Raw genomic sequence first — 15,812 nt, forward strand, 5'->3', positions numbered from 1 at the left:
ATGATGAGAAATCAGTCAGTTTTGCGAAGTTCAAGCCTATTTATTAAGGTTGTATGCTCGATATTGGCACTGTTGGCGATGTTGTCTTTTTATGCTGATGCCACATCGACGGGTGATAAATTAGCGGCTGAAACCTATCCTGTCCGCCACGGCGAATTAACACCGCGGGAGATGGCGGTTGCCGTTAATGCCTGGCAATATTTTGTCCACAATTTACAACCTACAACTGGGCTTGTTAATGCTGTTAATAATTATCCTTCGACTACAATGTGGGACAGTGCATCTTATTTAGCGGCGTTGGTGTCGGCTCGCGAGTTGGGCCTGATTGATAAGGCAGAGTTTGACCACCGGATGTTACCTTTTTTAAAGACACTGAACAATATTTCATTATTTCAAGGGCAGTTACCCAATAAAGCTTATAACACCATCACCGCAGAAAAAGTTAACTATATGAATAAACCCGGTGAAATAGGATTTTCAGCTATTGATACGGGCCGTATGTTAATTTGGCTTAAAATTATTAAGGAGCGCTATCCTGAATATGCCAATAGCATTGATAATGTGGTTTTGGGGTGGGATTTTTCACATGTTATCGATGATTGCGGTACGTTATATGGTGCGATTTTAGATAAAAATAACACGCCTCAGTATGTGCAGGAAGGGCGACTGGGTTATGAGGAGTATGCCGCCAGTGGTTTCCAGCTTTGGGATTTTTCTACCTGCAAGGCATCACGGCCTGAACCTTATGATTTGGCAAAAATCTATTGTGTATTAGTTCCTTATGATTCTAGAGATGCACGTAAAACTAATCAACACAACTATGTGGTTACCGAGTCGTATATCTTACATGGCCTTGAGATGGGGTGGGATCGCAGTAATGATCGTGCAAATAAATCTGGGAGTTACAGCCATCCCTGGATGAAAGATTTTGCCAATAGGGTCTATCAGGCGCAGGAAAACCGCTATCGTGAAACGGGAATACTGACCGCGCGTTCAGAGCATCAGTTGGATCGCGCTCCGTACTTTGTTTATGACACAGTTTTTTCCGATGGTTATAACTGGAATACAATTACCGATCAGGGTGTTTTTGTCCCTGAGAATGCGGCTGTATCATTAAAGGCTGCATTAGGTATGTGGGTGTTTTGGCATTCGCCGTACACTGACCGGTTATTTGATGCAATAGAAAATGCCAACGTTAAGGATATTGGTTTCAACGAGGGCTTATACGAAAATGGCAAAGGGCCAATTAAAGAGTTTACGGCAAATAATAATGGCATCATGTTGGAAGCACTATTATTTAAAAAAGAAGGGAAGATACTCCGTTTTACCAGTGGCGATCCTGGCGATAAAGATTACATTCCATCGTTGTGGGAGCGGCAGTTAATTAATGCTTTTGATGATAATAACAGTAAAAAGAATCGACCATTTATTGATGCAACACCGAGTTTAGCCGCATTTTGTGATCAAACGGGTATTGCGATACGTAAAGCGCCAAACTGTAAGAGCTGCCAGTGTGCCCAATGTCAGGATGACTCTGGTAGTAATAACATATTTAAATTACCGGCTACGGCGACACCATCATGCGCAAAACAGTGAGGTGTTCCGCGCTTGCCTTGGTGATAGCTGCGGGGCTATTTAGTGCTGCATTTATTGGCGGTATGTCTGTCGGTGCCAATATTGATCAAAGTTCTGTTACCTATTCGGCCCGCAGTGGTGTGTTATCTGACAATGAACGATTGTGGGCGAAAGTCGCATGGCGTTATTTTATTAATAATGCACAATCCGGGACCGGGCTGATTAATTCTCTGGATAATTATACAGTTGTAAGTTTATGGCAAATCGGCGACACGCTTGTCAGCCTAACTGCGGTGGCGCAGTTAGGGATTATTAATCGGCAGGAGTTTGATCAGCGTCTATCACTATTATTGGCCACCATCAGCCATTTACCTTTAGTGGCGGGGAAAGCGCCAAATCTACTTTACAATACCGTTAATGGGCAGATGATTGATTATGCTAACCAGCCAAAACCGCTGGGATGGTCAGCTCAAGATATCGGCCGTTTAATGATGGGTTTGAAAGTTGTCGTACGTTTTTATCCTGAATATGCGGAGTATCTGGATAAACTCCTACTACGCTGGAGTTTTTGTCAGGTCATTGATAATGATGGACGATTACTAAAGTCAACGGCAGTTAATGGCCAGTTTATAGCAAGGTCAGAAGGGCGATTGGGGTATAGCAATTATGTTGCGGGTGCTTTTGGATTGTGGGGTTTCCTGTGGGAATATCAGCTAACCTTCCTTACAATACCATATTTATTTATGGTATCCCCATTGATGTCGATATTCGAGATGCCCGAATAACCTCTGTACCGTCTATTGTCGTCAGCTTACCTTATCTACTTACCGCAATGGAGTTAAAAAACACGCCAATATTTAAACAGCAGAAAAACCGTATTGATAATGTTTATCGAGTACAGGAAAAACGGTGGCAAAAAGAACATATATTGACTGCCCGTAGCGATTATTTTACCTCAGTTGCGCCATATCATGTTTACGATACGGTATTCGCCAATGGTTACCACTGGAATACTATTAGTGAGGATGGCAAGTTTCACCCAGATCTGGCGTTGGTATCAACCCGCGCAGTTTTCGGTTTATGGGTGTTATGGAATAGCCCTTATACCGATGCATTAATGCAGTTGACTCAGATGCAGTATGATGAACAACGTGGATGGTATGAAGGGCGCTATGAGAATAATGGTGCGTATAATAAAACGATTAGTCTGACCACTAACGCTATGGTATTAGAAACGCTGCTCTATAAAACGGCGGGGAACTTAATTAATACTGAGCCTGCTGCGGGATATCTGGACGCGCGCATGAGTGATGTCTTTTCACGGCCGCAATTATGCCTACCGCAAGAACGTGTTATCGGTCTGGGGGCAGAAAAATGAACAATATTCGCCGTTTGCGGCAATCAATTCTGACCCTGGGGCTTATTTTACTGCTGGCCCCGCCAGTGGTTATTGCTCAACGGCAATCCGCTGCCACTCAAGACTTATCTGGCCAATGGCGAGTACAGAACGGCAATCCACCTGCTCCTGAGGCCTGGCGTGACACGCTGGATGACAGCCTGTGGCAACAACTGAAAGTTCCTGCTAATTGGTACAGCGAGGGCCTCGACCATCAAGGCGTATTGTGGTATCGCACTCGGTTTACCCTGCCGATTTTAGGTGCCGATGATATGGCGACCTTGATATTCGATGGCGTCGATTATCAAGCTGATATTTGGCTTAATAATCAGCAAGTAGGGCAGCACCAGGGGTATTTTCAGCGATTTAGCACGGATATTACGGATGCTGCCCGAAAAGATAATCTGTTGGCCGTGCGGGTAGATAGCCCTTATGAGATCCCCGGTAAAGTTTGGTCTTTTCATAAGCAACTGATTAAAGGTGTTTTTAATCACCATGATACCCGGCCAGGAGGTGCATGGTCAGACCACGGTCAGGATGCTAATTCTGGCGGTATTTGGGCTGCCGTGGCATCACATATCAGCCGTGGGGCTGTTATCGACAATATATTGGCCGTACCGGACTGGTCCAGAGGGCTGCAATATCCTATTTTGCAGGTAAGTTTGGATTATCGCGCCAATCGCAACCGTTCGGTGGAGATGTTGCTAAAGCTGATCCCCGACAATTTCATCGGGCCATCCTATCAGCTGAAGCAAAATGTTTCGCTGGTTGCCAGCCCACGCAATGCACAACGGCTTACGGCTAATTTCCCTCTCGATAACCCTGCGCTATGGTGGCCATCGGGTCAGGGTAAACAGAATCTTTACCGGCTGGAGGTGCATTTTTCTGATGGTCTTGGCACGATGGATACCGCCCATGTGCGCACGGGGTTACGGCAAATAGTGATAGATCCGCAAGAACAAAGTTGGTCAATCAATGGTAAGCGCCTTTTCATTCGAGGGACTAATTACATTGGCAGCCCGTGGCTGGGGAGCTTGCGGCCAGCCGATTATCATCGTGATTTAGTTATGATGCAGCAGGCGAATGTTAATGCCATAAGGGTACATGCCCATGTGGCTGGGCGGGCGTTGTACGACCTGGCAGATGAGATGGGGATACTGCTCTGGCAAGATTTCCCGCTACAGTGGGGCTATGACGATTCGGCCACTTTCGCCGAAGAAGCCGCAAGACAAGCCGCAGATATGACTCGGCAGTTTGGCAGCCATCCTGCCATTATATTGTGGTCTGGGCATAATGAACCGCCTTGGGATGCGACATGGATGCAATACCGTTACCCGGACTGGCGGCCAGGTATCAATCGAGCGTTAACTGCGCGTGTAGCAAAAGTGTTGAGTCAGGATGCTAGCCGCATCACTCATGCTTATTCGTCAACCGGCGAGCATTACTGGCAAGGTTGGTATTCAGGGCAGAAAAGTGACCACCTTAAACCAGCAACCAACGCAATAATTAGCGAGTTTGGTGCTCAAGCTTTACCCGATTTAACCACGCTAAAAAACTTTATTTCTGGCACGGACTTATGGCCTAAGACCACGGATAAAAAAGATGAGGGATGGCGTATCTGGGCCTACCATAATTTCCAACCTCACGAGACATTTGAGTTAGCTAAAGTCACTCGTGGAACGGATATCAATACGTTTATCGCTAATAGTCAACAGTATCAGGCAAGTTTGATCCAGCTTGCCGCAGAGAGTTATCGACGGCAACGTTATCAACCGGTTGCTGCTTTATTTCACTTTATGTTTACCGAAACCTGGCCATCAATTAATTGGGGGGTAGTTGACTATCTTCGCCATCCCAAACCCGGTTATTTTGCCTTACAGCGAGCTTACCAACCGGTTTTACCCTCAATTGAGCCTAAAACAGCAACGTGGGTGCCGGGGCAGACTGGGCGCATTGGGTTATGGGCCATCAATGATAACTGGCATGACTATCCGCAGGCTTCATTGCATTGGGAAATATTGCAAAGTGGTGTGATGTTATCTGAGGGTGCGCAGGACATCAATCTGATGGCTGATAGCGGTCAAAAAGTGATGGAGTTGCAAATCACCCCGCGCAGTGACCAAACGATAACGGTGATGAGCGACATTCTTAACCACCGGGGCGAGGTCATCGGCCACAATGAGCTGCAATTACAGGTTCAACCTTGATACCTATTGTGGTCACAGATAAATGACATTTTCAGTATCGCAATAACATTTAGGATGGTCTGCACTGTCTTAAATCACATAGCGATCCTATGCTTGAGTCTATGATGATTATAAGGATATAAATTTTATATGAATCCTTCAGCATTGAAAGTACCGACCCAGCCATCCAAAACATATTTATCCCGGATGGCTGGGCTATTACAACAAACCATTTTGTTGCCATTATTTATATTTTTACTGGGGGCGGCTATTTCGGGCGCAGGAGCATGGTGGCTGTTTAACGAAATTGAGGACAATGCTAAAGTTGATTTTCAACGTAATGTTGACCGAGTTTCAGGTGAGGTCATTTGGCGCTTCTCTCAGCCAATATATGGGTTGAATGGCATCAAAGGTGCTTATGCGGCCGATGGTTATCTAACCCGCCAACAATTTCGGGCATATGTGGCCTCGCGTAATTTACCTGTCGAGTTTCCTGGCGTCAGAGGGTTTGGTTTTATTCAACGGGTGCCACGCAGTCAGTTGAATGAGTTTATTGCTAATACCAGAGCTGACGGTGCATCTGACTTTTCCCTTCGTCAGCTGCAAGATAAGCAACATGACGATTTGTATATTATTAAATATGTTGAACCTGCTGAAAAAAAATAAAAGGGGCTGAGGGGCTTGATATTGGTTCTGAGTCGGTCAGGCGGGAAGCCGCGCTATTGGCAATCAACAGCGGGAACCCCACGATTTCCGGCACAATTTATCTGGTTCAGTCTAACGTTAAAACTCCCGGCGTATTACTTTTTGTCCCGGTCTATAAATCGGGCACTCACCCAATGACACCTGCTGAACGCCAGGCATCATTGGTCGGTCTGTTGTATTCGCCCATTGTCATTGCTGATTTATTACGTGATATTCCCGAGTTTATGAGTGGGCGAGTGGATATTGAGTTGTTTGATAGTCTTAATGATTTATCTAATAAAACGATGGTCTTCGATGCCGATGGCAGTAAATATGACAATCTCATACCGGATGAAGATCACAATGATGAAACAATGGCGGCCAGAATATTCCACAATACCAGTATCTTGCCGCTACCAGGGCGAGAGATGACACTGCGTATTAGCAGCACGCCTGCCTTTGAAGCGCTGACTGAACGTTATGCGCCTTGGTTAGTGTTTGCTTTTGGTCTTTTGCTCAGTTCAGCATTGGCATTACTTATTCGGCAGCAAGTCAGTGGGCGCAATCGAGCTGAAATGCTGGCACGCAACATGACCGCAGATCTTGAACGTTTGGCGTTGGTAGCGAAAAACACCTCTAATGCCGTTGTTATTACCGATGTAAACCGTGAAATCGTCTGGGTTAATGAGGGTTTTGAGCGTATTACCGGCTACAGCCAGGACGAAGCATTAGGTAAATCACCGGGAAAATTACTTCAGTGTAGTAGTACAGACCACAGTGTGAAAACGGCGATGAAAACCGCGTTAGATGCGGGTGAACCCTTTAAAGGGGAAATAGTAAACCGTTCTAAGTCGGGGCAAGAATATTGGATTGAGCTGGAAATTCAACCTCGCTATAACGATCAGAATGAACCCATCGGTTTTATGGCGATAGAGTCGGATATTAGTGAACGTAAAGCCACCTATCAGCGTCTTGAAGCAGCCTTACGTGAAAATAATGCCTTACTCAGCACCCTTAATCTGCACGGTATTATCTCTACCGCAGACAGTGCAGGATTAATTACTGACGTTAATGATGCATTTTGTAATATTAGTGGTTATAGCCGAGAGGAACTGGTTGGGCAGACCTACCGGTTAATTGACTCACATACTCACGATGCTGCATTTTGGCAATCAATGTGGCATAACATTGCCAATGGCATCTCCTGGCGTGGAGAGATCTGCAATAAAGCGAAAGGAGGGCGTTTATATTGGGTTGATACCACGATTGCACCGTTTAAAAACAGTACCGGCCAAATTGAACGATATATCTCCATCCAAATTGATATTACAGCCAATAAAATTCAACAGGCCAACCTGATTATTGCCAAAAATCAATTAGTCAGAGCGGCTGATGTGGCTGAATTAGGTATCTGGACCTGGAACATTCAGGAAGGGACATTTTCTTTCGATGATCGAATGAATGATATTTATGAACTGCCGGAGGAGATGCGTAATACACCGCTTCCGCAGGCGTATTGGTATAGCCTTGTTCATCCTGACGATCGGCCTATTGTAAATAATGCCGTAAAAACGGCATTAGATAACGGCGGCATCTATCGTCAGATTTTCCGTATTATTGTTCACGGTCAGGTTCGTTACATCCAGTCGACCGGGACGGTAGAGCGAGATGAATATGGTAATGCTGTTTTGATGATGGGGATCAATCGGGATATTACTCAGCAGCGAGAGGCCGAAAATATACTGCAATCCGCCCGACAAGCGGCGGAAGAGGCCAATAAAGCCAAGTCTGCATTTTTGGCCAATATGAGCCATGAACTTCGTACCCCGATGAATGCTATCCTTGGGATGCTGACATTACTGCGTAAAACAGGGCTGAATAATAAGCAAGCCGACTATGCTGTTAAAAGTGAAGCCGCCACCCGAACCTTGCTCCGGTTACTGAACGATATTCTGGACTTCTCCAAAATCGAAGCCGGTAAAATGGTGCTGGAATGTATCCCATTTGATATTCATGTGATGCTGCGCGATCTGGCGGTTATTTTATCGAGTAACCTCAAAATTAAAAAAGTAGAAGTGTTGTTTGATATTGACCCCACTCTGCCGCAGTTTGTTGAGGGCGATAGTATGCGGCTTCAGCAAATATTAACTAACCTTGGCGGTAATGCGCTGAAATTCACTGAGCAAGGTGAAGTGGTGTTATTTATCAAGGTGCTTAAACAGGATAGCCAGCAGGTTACTTTGCACTTTGGTGTCCGCGATACCGGCATTGGTATTGCGCCTGAGCATCAGGAAAGTATTTTTGGTGGTTTCACTCAAGCAGAAGCCTCGACCACCCGCCGCTTTGGTGGCACCGGATTGGGCTTAGTGATTAGCCAGCGTTTTGTTGCATTAATGGGGGGCAGACTTGAGTTAGAAAGCCAACCGGGGCAAGGGAGTTTGTTCCATTTCACCATAACACTGCCGCTATCCTCTCCTTCTAATCTGGTTATTGATAATGAAATACCGAGTACGCTGGTGAGCAGAGCGCAGGTATTGAATCATCTGCGGGTATTAGTTGTTGATGATAATCCGACGGCCTGTGACCTGATTAAGCGGATGGGTGAGTCATTAAAATGGACGGTTGATGTCGCAACCAGTGGCGACCAGGCACTGCAATTGATGAAACAACAGCGTGATAACGGTATTACCTATGGAGCACTTTTTATTGACTGGCAAATGCCGGGGTTGGATGGCTGGCAGACCAGTAAATATGTCCGTGAACTGATGCCGGCAGATAATGCGCCGATGATTGTGATGATAACCGCTCATGATCGTGAAATGTTGTTACAGCGCAGTGAAGAAGATCAGGCATTACTGGATGGCTATTTGGTCAAACCGATTACAGCGTCTATGTTGCTGGATTCAGTGATCGATGCATTAAGTGAACGTAAACAACCTGATATTACGAAACCAAGAGTCGCCGAATCCTCATATCAACTGTCCGATATTCAGTTATTGATCGTAGAAGATAATTTGAATAACCAACAAATAGCCCGTGAGTTACTGGAAGATGAGGGGGCGACAGTCACTATTGCTAATAACGGTAAAGAGGCTATCGAGATATTAGAGCGGACTCCGGCCCTCTTTGATGTTGTATTAATGGATTTACAGATGCCCGTCATGGATGGATTTAATGCGACGCGCTATATCCGTGAATCTCTTGGGCTGAAGGAGCTACCGATTATAGCTATGACCGCTAATGCGATGGCATCAGATCGTGACGCTTGTTTGGCTGCGGGAATGAATGATCATATTGGTAAACCCTTTGACTTGAATAATCTGATACAGACTATCCGCAAATACAGTGGACGTACTGATATCACGGCCACCGTTAGCCGCGCCAGCCCGTCATCATTCTCTGCTGAGTTGAAGAGTGCCGTAGCAACAACCGGTATCGAGGTGGAATCGGCACTGAATAGATTAGGTGGGGATGTTTCGCTTTATCAAAAAATGTTATCGCTATTCGCGGCAGATTTGGCGACGTTCCCGACGCAATTGGATGCATTGATGACGCAGGGCGATCATCAATCAGCATCTCGTTTGCTACACACTATCAAGGGACTTGCCGCCCAATTAGGGGCCACTGAGCTGTCGTTATGTGCCGGTCAAGGGGAGAAATTGCTCAATGACAGTGTGACCGCGACCACGGAGATAATTAATCCGCTACTGAATGATCTGAAAACTAAAGTGCTGGCGATGCAGGCTGATATCGCGAGCTTAATTCAACTGCTATCAGCTGATGCCACGCAGGCAGACCCGGCAGAAATGCGGAGTACGCAATCTATTGAGCCGCAATTGAACAGTTTGATAGTGCTATTAGAAAATTCAGATATGGCGGCGCTGGAGGTGATAAGTCAATTACAGGCGACGGTGGGTCAGCAACTGAATGGACAATTATTGCCACTCAATGAGGCCATCAATCAATTAGATTTCGCCAAAGCTATCCAGCTATGTCAAGCCCTGCTGGAAAACCTTTCTAGCCAGAGAGATAAAAAGATATGACTATAGTTCAGCCTTTTTCTCAGAATTTGGCCTTGATGCTTCCTGGTGCCAAGAAGCCTAAGATTCTGATTGTTGACGATCATCCGATAAATATTCAGGTACTCTATCAAGCATTTTCTGCGGATCATAATGTTTGCATGGCCACTAGTGGTAAACAGGCACTTGATGTCTGCCATAGCCAGCAGCCTGACCTGATTTTACTGGACATCGAAATGCCCGACATGAATGGTTTTGAGGTTTGCGCCAAACTCAAAGCTTGTACCGAAACTAGCGATATTCCGGTTATCTTTGTCACTGCACATATTGATGAGGAGACAGAAACCCGCTGTTTTAGTGCGGGAGCTGTCGATTTTATCAGTAAGCCGATTAACCGCAACACCGTAAGAGCAAGAGTGAAAACTCACCTGTTACTCAAAGCCCAATCTGATTTGTTACGTCAATTAGTTTATTTGGATGGCTTAACTGAGGTTTATAATCGGCGTTATTTTGATGAAAAATTAGAACAGGAGTGGAAACTGGCGAATCGCAATAGTTTACCACTCAGTTTGATTATGATTGATGTTGATTTTTTCAAAAAATACAATGACCTCTATGGTCATCAGGCCGGTGACGATTGTTTACGGCGGGTCGCAAAAATTATTCGAGATACCCTCAAGCGCCCAACCGATCTGGTTGCCCGTTATGGTGGTGAAGAGTTCGTCTGCCTACTCCCTAACACTGGGTTGGTTGGGGCTATGGAGGTTGCTGAGGCTATCAGGTTGCAGCTTCTCGAGCAGGAAATCCCTCATGTTGGCTCTACTGTTTCTCCCTTTGTCAGTATTAGCCTTGGGGTTTGCTGCAAAGAAACTCAAAGCGACGGTATGCCAACCACACTGCTGCTTCAAGCTGATCTACAACTGTATCAGGCAAAAAGAAATGGCCGGAATCAAACCTGCGGAGTGCCCTATCAACTGAGTGAGGGATAAATGAATATATTCTCGGCGTTGACCCCAGTCACGCTGAGAACCATTCTATTTGTTTATCCACCGGCATTCTTTTAGTCTTAAATTATTAAGCGAAGTGGGCTTGTTTGTTGAGTATTTTGTCAATTACATTTAATACGCCGAAATCATTATTGGACTCAGCTTCGAATCTGGCAACGTGCTTAATATGATGCGGTGCATTTGCCATAGCAAAGCCAAAGCCTGCTTGTTTTAACATTTCAATATCATTGCCACCGTCACCAAACGCCGCCACTTCTTCATCCGCAATGCCCTCTATTTTCTGAAGTAATCGCAGGCCATTGGCTTTATGTACCCCTGGAATGATCAGGTCAACAGAACCATGCCCGCTAGAAACGGGAGTGACTATTCCTGCCAGTTTTCGCTCAACAAATACCATAAAATCGGCTAATTTTTCATTAGGTAAACTGATTGCAAATTTGAAAGCAGGTTCAGTTATTTTGCTAAAATCATCGATAATTTCAAGGCGATGATAGTATTTACTCATTGTGGTATAAAAGTCATTACTCGATGTTTTGAGCATATAGGCTCCATTCTTCCCACAAACAATGATATCAAGGTAGGGGATCGCCTGTAATGTTTTGAGCACGGTTTTACAATCGTCATCGGATATTCTACCGCAGAAAATCTCGCTATTCTCATTTACCACATAGGCACCATTTTCGGCTACAAAAGCAATTTCATGGGCAATGTCAGGGAAAAAAGAGATCAGTTGGTAATATTGATTCCCACTGGCGACGACAAACTTGATACCATTTTCTTTTAACTGAGAATATTGAGTACTGAACCGTTTTCTATCAAAGTTCATCTGGTCATTGAGGAATGTTCCATCCATATCAACAGCAATCAGTTTTATACTCACGTTATTTCCCTCTTTAGAGTCAAAAAATAGTCACTTAATAGAAAATATCTTAACGTAATGTACCTAAAAAAGTCAGATACTTCACAGTGAAATGCGTTATTTGATAAAGCGGACGGCAATGTGTCGGCGGGTATTTTCCCAACAGATACTTGAGAAATCAGTCGCGAGCTTGGTTCAAGAATCATAACATAGTAAAAAACTATGAATAATAGGGAGATGCCTTGATGAAAAGCACCAAAAGAGGGATGGGTTATATTGCAATCGTGGTTGACGATTACGATAAAGCTATTGAATATTATACCGAAAAATTGGGTTTTTTCTTAAGGGAAGATGAACCACAAGTCGGTAAGCGTTGGGTGTCTGTTTCGCCAACACCGGAGAGTGAGTGCCGTTTATTACTGGCTCGGGCATCAAATGATTCTCAGGCTGCGTTTATTGGTAACCAGTGCGGCGGGCGGGTATTTCTATTTCTTGAGACAGATGATTTCTGGCGCGATTACGCGTCGATGAAATCGAAAGGGGTTGCATTCTGCGAAGAACCACGCAAAGAAGAGTATGGCATGGTAGTGGTTTTCGAAGATATTTATGGCAACCGTTGGGATCTTTATCAAAAGTAATCGATTGGATCAGCATGAGTGGTATGAACCAATGATTAACAGCAGCCTATAACTTTGCGGTATGGCCGCAAAGATGCATATCAAATCAAGCTGTAGTATTACGGGCTTTTCTGCTCAACAGATGATGCTAGCCTCTCCCACACGTCCACTGGCGGCTTCTCGTTAAATTCAGCCCGTAGCGCTGTCAGCCTACGGACTGAATAAATGTTTTACAAACAATCTGTTACTTGTATAACTCGGCCGGTTTCATTTCCTTTGCTGCCACATCTTCTCGCATACTCTGTTTTGGCATTGGGGCAAGCGGTGCTGCGGCCACCTCGCTGGCACGTTTTCGCAGACTAAACCAGCCGATAACCAGCAAGATCGCGACCAGAGGTACGGTGGCAATGGTCCAGGTTCCGTTAGGATAGTCAAAAGCCATCATGACTAACACGCCCGCAAGGAAAAAGAGGGTTAGCCAGGATGTCACGGGCGCGCCGGGCATTTTGAACGACACCGGTTTTGCCGTTCCCTGTTTGATTGCCTGACGTAGCTTCATCTGACAGATAATGATAAATGCCCATGAACTGATAATGCCTAACGACGCGATATTTAACACGATCTCGAACACTTGTGATGGAACGAGATAGTTAAGAATCACGCCCAGAACATAGATACCGACAGTCACGAGAATACCCGCATAAGGCACTGATTGGCGGCTCATTCGGGACATGAATTGCGGAGCCGAACCGCCCATTGAGAGGGAGCGTAGAATTCGGCCAGTGGAGTAAAGCCCGGAATTAAGACTAGAAAGTGCGGCGGTTAATACCACGATATTCATGATAGTGCCGATATAAGGGACACCCAAGCTGCTGAAAAATGTCACGAAGGGGCTTTGGCCCGCCTGATAGGCATTCCACGGCAGCAAACAGACCAGTAATACCACGGAGCCGACATAGAACAAGCCAATCCGCCAGATCACACTATTAATCGCTTTGGGCAGTGTTTTTTCCGGGTCTTTGCATTCTCCGGCTGCCGTGCCGATCAATTCGATACCCGCGAAGGCGAATATAACCCCTTGAACCAGCACTAACGCCGGTAATAAGCCGTGAGGGAAAAAACCCCCATTGTCAGTTATCAGATGTAAACCCGTTGCATGGCCAGCCACACTTTGCCCGGTGCCGAGGAAGACCACGCCAACGGCTAAGAAAAGTGCAATAGCAACAACTTTGATTAGCGCAAACCAGAACTCCATCTCGGCGAACCATTTCACACCAATCATATTCATGGTGGCGACAATGGACAGCGCGCCCAGAGCAAATAGCCATTGGGGGACATCTGAGAACGTCCCCCAATAATGCATATAGAGCGCCACGGCGGTGATATCGACAATGCCCGTCATCGCCCAGTTAAGAAAGTACATCCACCCGGCGACATATGACGCTTTCTCACCGAGGAATTCACGCGCATAAGAAACAAAACTACCGCTGGTGGGGCGGTGTAATACCAATTCCCCCAAAGCCCTAAGGATGAAAAATGAGAAGACTCCGCAGACCAGATAAACCAGTGCTAATGCGGGGCCGGCCATTTGTAGTCGGGCACCTGTACCTAAAAATAACCCTGTTCCAATGGAGCCACCAATGGCTATCATTTGTATATGACGACGGCCCATGCTTTTGTGATAACCACTGTCATGGGAATCTAACCAGCGCTTTTTTGCCGCATGATGAGTCTCCGCAGAATGCTTTCCTGAAATCATAAACTTTCCCTATTTTCTTGTCTGTAGTGCAATCATGGTGAATGTAATACAGAATCTGATTGCTAAAGGTTAATGCATAAATAGCGTCTTAGCGCCTGCAGTTGTTATGGTTTTTATCAGTGACATTTAATCTCGGTGGGCATGCTATCGTTTCTTCCGGTATGTGGCAAAAAAAATATTCACTTATTAATTATTTTTGTTGCTCTATTACCACAACAAGTAATCAAATAGGGCTGATTAATTTATAACCGTCACCCATGTTTGTGCCATACAGTATTCACTGTAATCATTGATTAAATATTGACCTTTTCCATAACTCATTGTTAAACAGGCAAAAGACGTTGCTCTGATTATTGTGAGTATAAATTTTCTACATATTATTTTAAATATAATTATTTTAAAATAATTTACCTATTTATATGATGTCATTAATAAAGTATTGCAATTTATCTTATTTGACATAAAGCGCATTTATATTAATGAATAAATATGATGTTTTATTTCATAATTTATTTTACTTGTCTGGTTTATTATAATAAACAGTATGACTTTTGTATTTATATCACAGGAATAATATTGTGCTAACTCTGACTCTATATTGCACGCTCGCGGCCAGGTTAAGGCGCTATTTGATCGGGTAATCGGGCTGATTTCTGAATTTATGTCACATCTTATCTGGTTGATTGTCGCCCATGAGGTTCTTTTATATGCTGCACCGCTACAGGCATCAGTACAACTGAGTTTTCAACGAAATTGCAGATAGATAAGGAGAGATGGAGTGGGAGTTAAGGATAAAAAAGTGGGCATTATGACGTACATCGATAATTCGCAGACGATGTTGGAAGAGTTCAGTTGGCTACATAAAAGCTGGATTCACAGTGGTTGCTGGGAGACATCAGATCTGATTGTGGTTCATCATCCTGCGCTAGTTGATACGTTGCCGAAAGAGCCTGGTATTATTTTGATACCGTTTGCACCGGTTTCACAGCATGATCCCCAGTTTCACAATTACCACTTTATCAATTCTATTGCCTGTCTTAGCGGACCACATATTGATACCGTACTTAAACGCTACCAATGGTTACTTCGCACCGATGCGGATGTTTTTCTTACACACCATCTGGCGAATTTTACGCCACTCTACCCGGTGCATGGTCGTGGTAATTACTATTTCTCCGTTGAGTTCCGCGAGAAGATGCTCGATTTCTGCCATCGACACGGCGTTGAACATTGGCAACGCTTCGGTTGCGGGCATTCTGTCATGTTAAGCAGCGAGTTGATGATTACGTTCTTGCAACGCCAGATCTACTGGTGTCGTAAGTTGGTTGAGGATTTTGGTACAGATAAAGCAAACTGGGGGAGGTGGCCTGGGTGGTATCGTGGCGTATTGACGATGTATGCAGCCGAAATCACCGCCAACGAACGCTGGCACACCTATCTACGCGATGGCCGCGAACGCATTCTGGATATGCCGAGTAGCACGGCTGGTAACATCGATACTCTCACGCTACATATTCACGCGACGCAAGAAACCACTCAGTTTTCCAAGTTTCGCTACCGCGCGGGTGATTATGCTGATATCGATCCCGATACACTTGATTGCCGCCGTGTCGATCAATACTGCATGTGGATTTGTCTGACCTCGATTGAGGCAATAAAAGCACAAGCGGCCTATAGCGGGTAGTCACTCGTCTTGATGGCCACTTGCTT

Annotated in this window: 8 protein-coding genes and 2 pseudogenes; 8 read left to right on the plus strand and 2 right to left on the minus strand. The window is 45.0% G+C overall.

The features are described from left to right. Window positions 1–78: 78 nt before the first annotated feature. The 6 genes and pseudogenes from YALDO0001_RS00065 (at window position 79) to YALDO0001_RS00085 (ending at window position 10,849) form a co-directional block, all read left to right on the plus strand. Entirely contained in the window at window positions 79–1,596 is a 1,518-nt protein-coding gene (locus YALDO0001_RS00065; protein ID WP_086016793.1) for a DUF3131 domain-containing protein, read from the plus strand. Between the two features lie 62 nt (window positions 1,597–1,658). Beyond that, window positions 1,659–2,953, plus strand: a pseudogene (locus YALDO0001_RS00070) (DUF3131 domain-containing protein). Beyond that, on the plus strand, window positions 2,950–5,178 hold the full coding sequence (locus YALDO0001_RS00075) for a glycoside hydrolase family 2 protein (RefSeq protein ID WP_049596029.1): 2,229 nt from the start codon (window positions 2,950–2,952) through the stop codon (window positions 5,176–5,178). Before YALDO0001_RS00070 ends, YALDO0001_RS00075 begins: the two are co-directional and overlap by 4 nt. A gap of 129 nt (window positions 5,179–5,307) precedes the next feature. Continuing rightward, on the plus strand, window positions 5,308–5,823 hold the full coding sequence (locus YALDO0001_RS21655) for a CHASE domain-containing protein (protein WP_004698809.1): 516 nt from the start codon (window positions 5,308–5,310) through the stop codon (window positions 5,821–5,823). 56 nt (window positions 5,824–5,879) lie between these two features. Further along, on the plus strand, window positions 5,880–9,884 hold the full coding sequence (locus YALDO0001_RS00080; RefSeq protein WP_004698811.1) for a response regulator: 4,005 nt from the start codon (window positions 5,880–5,882) through the stop codon (window positions 9,882–9,884). Further along, window positions 9,881–10,849 carry a diguanylate cyclase gene (locus YALDO0001_RS00085; RefSeq protein ID WP_049596028.1) on the plus strand — a complete coding sequence of 323 codons (969 nt, stop codon included), beginning with the start codon at window positions 9,881–9,883 and terminating at the stop codon, window positions 10,847–10,849. The genes YALDO0001_RS00080 and YALDO0001_RS00085 overlap by 4 nt, the downstream gene beginning before the upstream one ends. 85 nt (window positions 10,850–10,934) lie before the next feature. Here YALDO0001_RS00085 and YALDO0001_RS00090 read toward each other — a convergent pair whose 3' ends face one another. Further along, window positions 10,935–11,747 (minus strand): Cof-type HAD-IIB family hydrolase, encoded by an 813-nt coding sequence (locus tag YALDO0001_RS00090; RefSeq protein ID WP_004698814.1) that lies wholly within the window; start codon window positions 11,745–11,747, stop codon window positions 10,935–10,937. A gap of 224 nt (window positions 11,748–11,971) precedes the next feature. Between YALDO0001_RS00090 and YALDO0001_RS00095 the strand changes: the two genes are divergently transcribed. Then, on the plus strand, window positions 11,972–12,364 hold the full coding sequence (locus YALDO0001_RS00095) for a VOC family protein (protein ID WP_004698815.1): 393 nt from the start codon (window positions 11,972–11,974) through the stop codon (window positions 12,362–12,364). Between the two features lie 297 nt (window positions 12,365–12,661). Here the strand turns inward: YALDO0001_RS00095 and ansP are convergent. After that, window positions 12,662–14,102, minus strand: a pseudogene (gene ansP / locus YALDO0001_RS00100) (L-asparagine permease); the annotation flags it as partial. An 808-nt stretch (window positions 14,103–14,910) separates the two neighbouring features. Here ansP and YALDO0001_RS00105 point away from each other — a divergent pair. Then, a complete protein-coding gene (locus tag YALDO0001_RS00105; protein ID WP_231585769.1) occupies window positions 14,911–15,786 on the plus strand; it encodes a DUF7164 domain-containing protein in 876 nt (291 codons plus the stop codon). Window positions 15,787–15,812: the final 26 nt, after the last annotated feature.

It is taken from the genome of Yersinia aldovae ATCC 35236, assembly GCF_000173735.1.
Lineage (GTDB): Bacteria > Pseudomonadota > Gammaproteobacteria > Enterobacterales > Enterobacteriaceae > Yersinia > Yersinia aldovae.

What these genes read in the sequence shown, in the direction of transcription:
- YALDO0001_RS00075 (WP_049596029.1), top strand. Translation starts at nt 2,950, where the DNA reads ATGAACAATATTCGCCGTTTGCGGCAATCAATTCTGACCCTGGGGCTT.
- YALDO0001_RS00095 (WP_004698815.1), top strand. Translation starts at nt 11,972, where the DNA reads ATGAAAAGCACCAAAAGAGGGATGGGTTATATTGCAATCGTGGTTGAC.
- YALDO0001_RS00105 (WP_231585769.1), top strand. Translation starts at nt 14,911, where the DNA reads ATGACGTACATCGATAATTCGCAGACGATGTTGGAAGAGTTCAGTTGG.
- YALDO0001_RS21655 (WP_004698809.1), top strand. Translation starts at nt 5,308, where the DNA reads ATGAATCCTTCAGCATTGAAAGTACCGACCCAGCCATCCAAAACATAT.
- YALDO0001_RS00085 (WP_049596028.1), top strand. Translation starts at nt 9,881, where the DNA reads ATGACTATAGTTCAGCCTTTTTCTCAGAATTTGGCCTTGATGCTTCCT.
- YALDO0001_RS00065 (WP_086016793.1), top strand. Translation starts at nt 79, where the DNA reads ATGTTGTCTTTTTATGCTGATGCCACATCGACGGGTGATAAATTAGCG.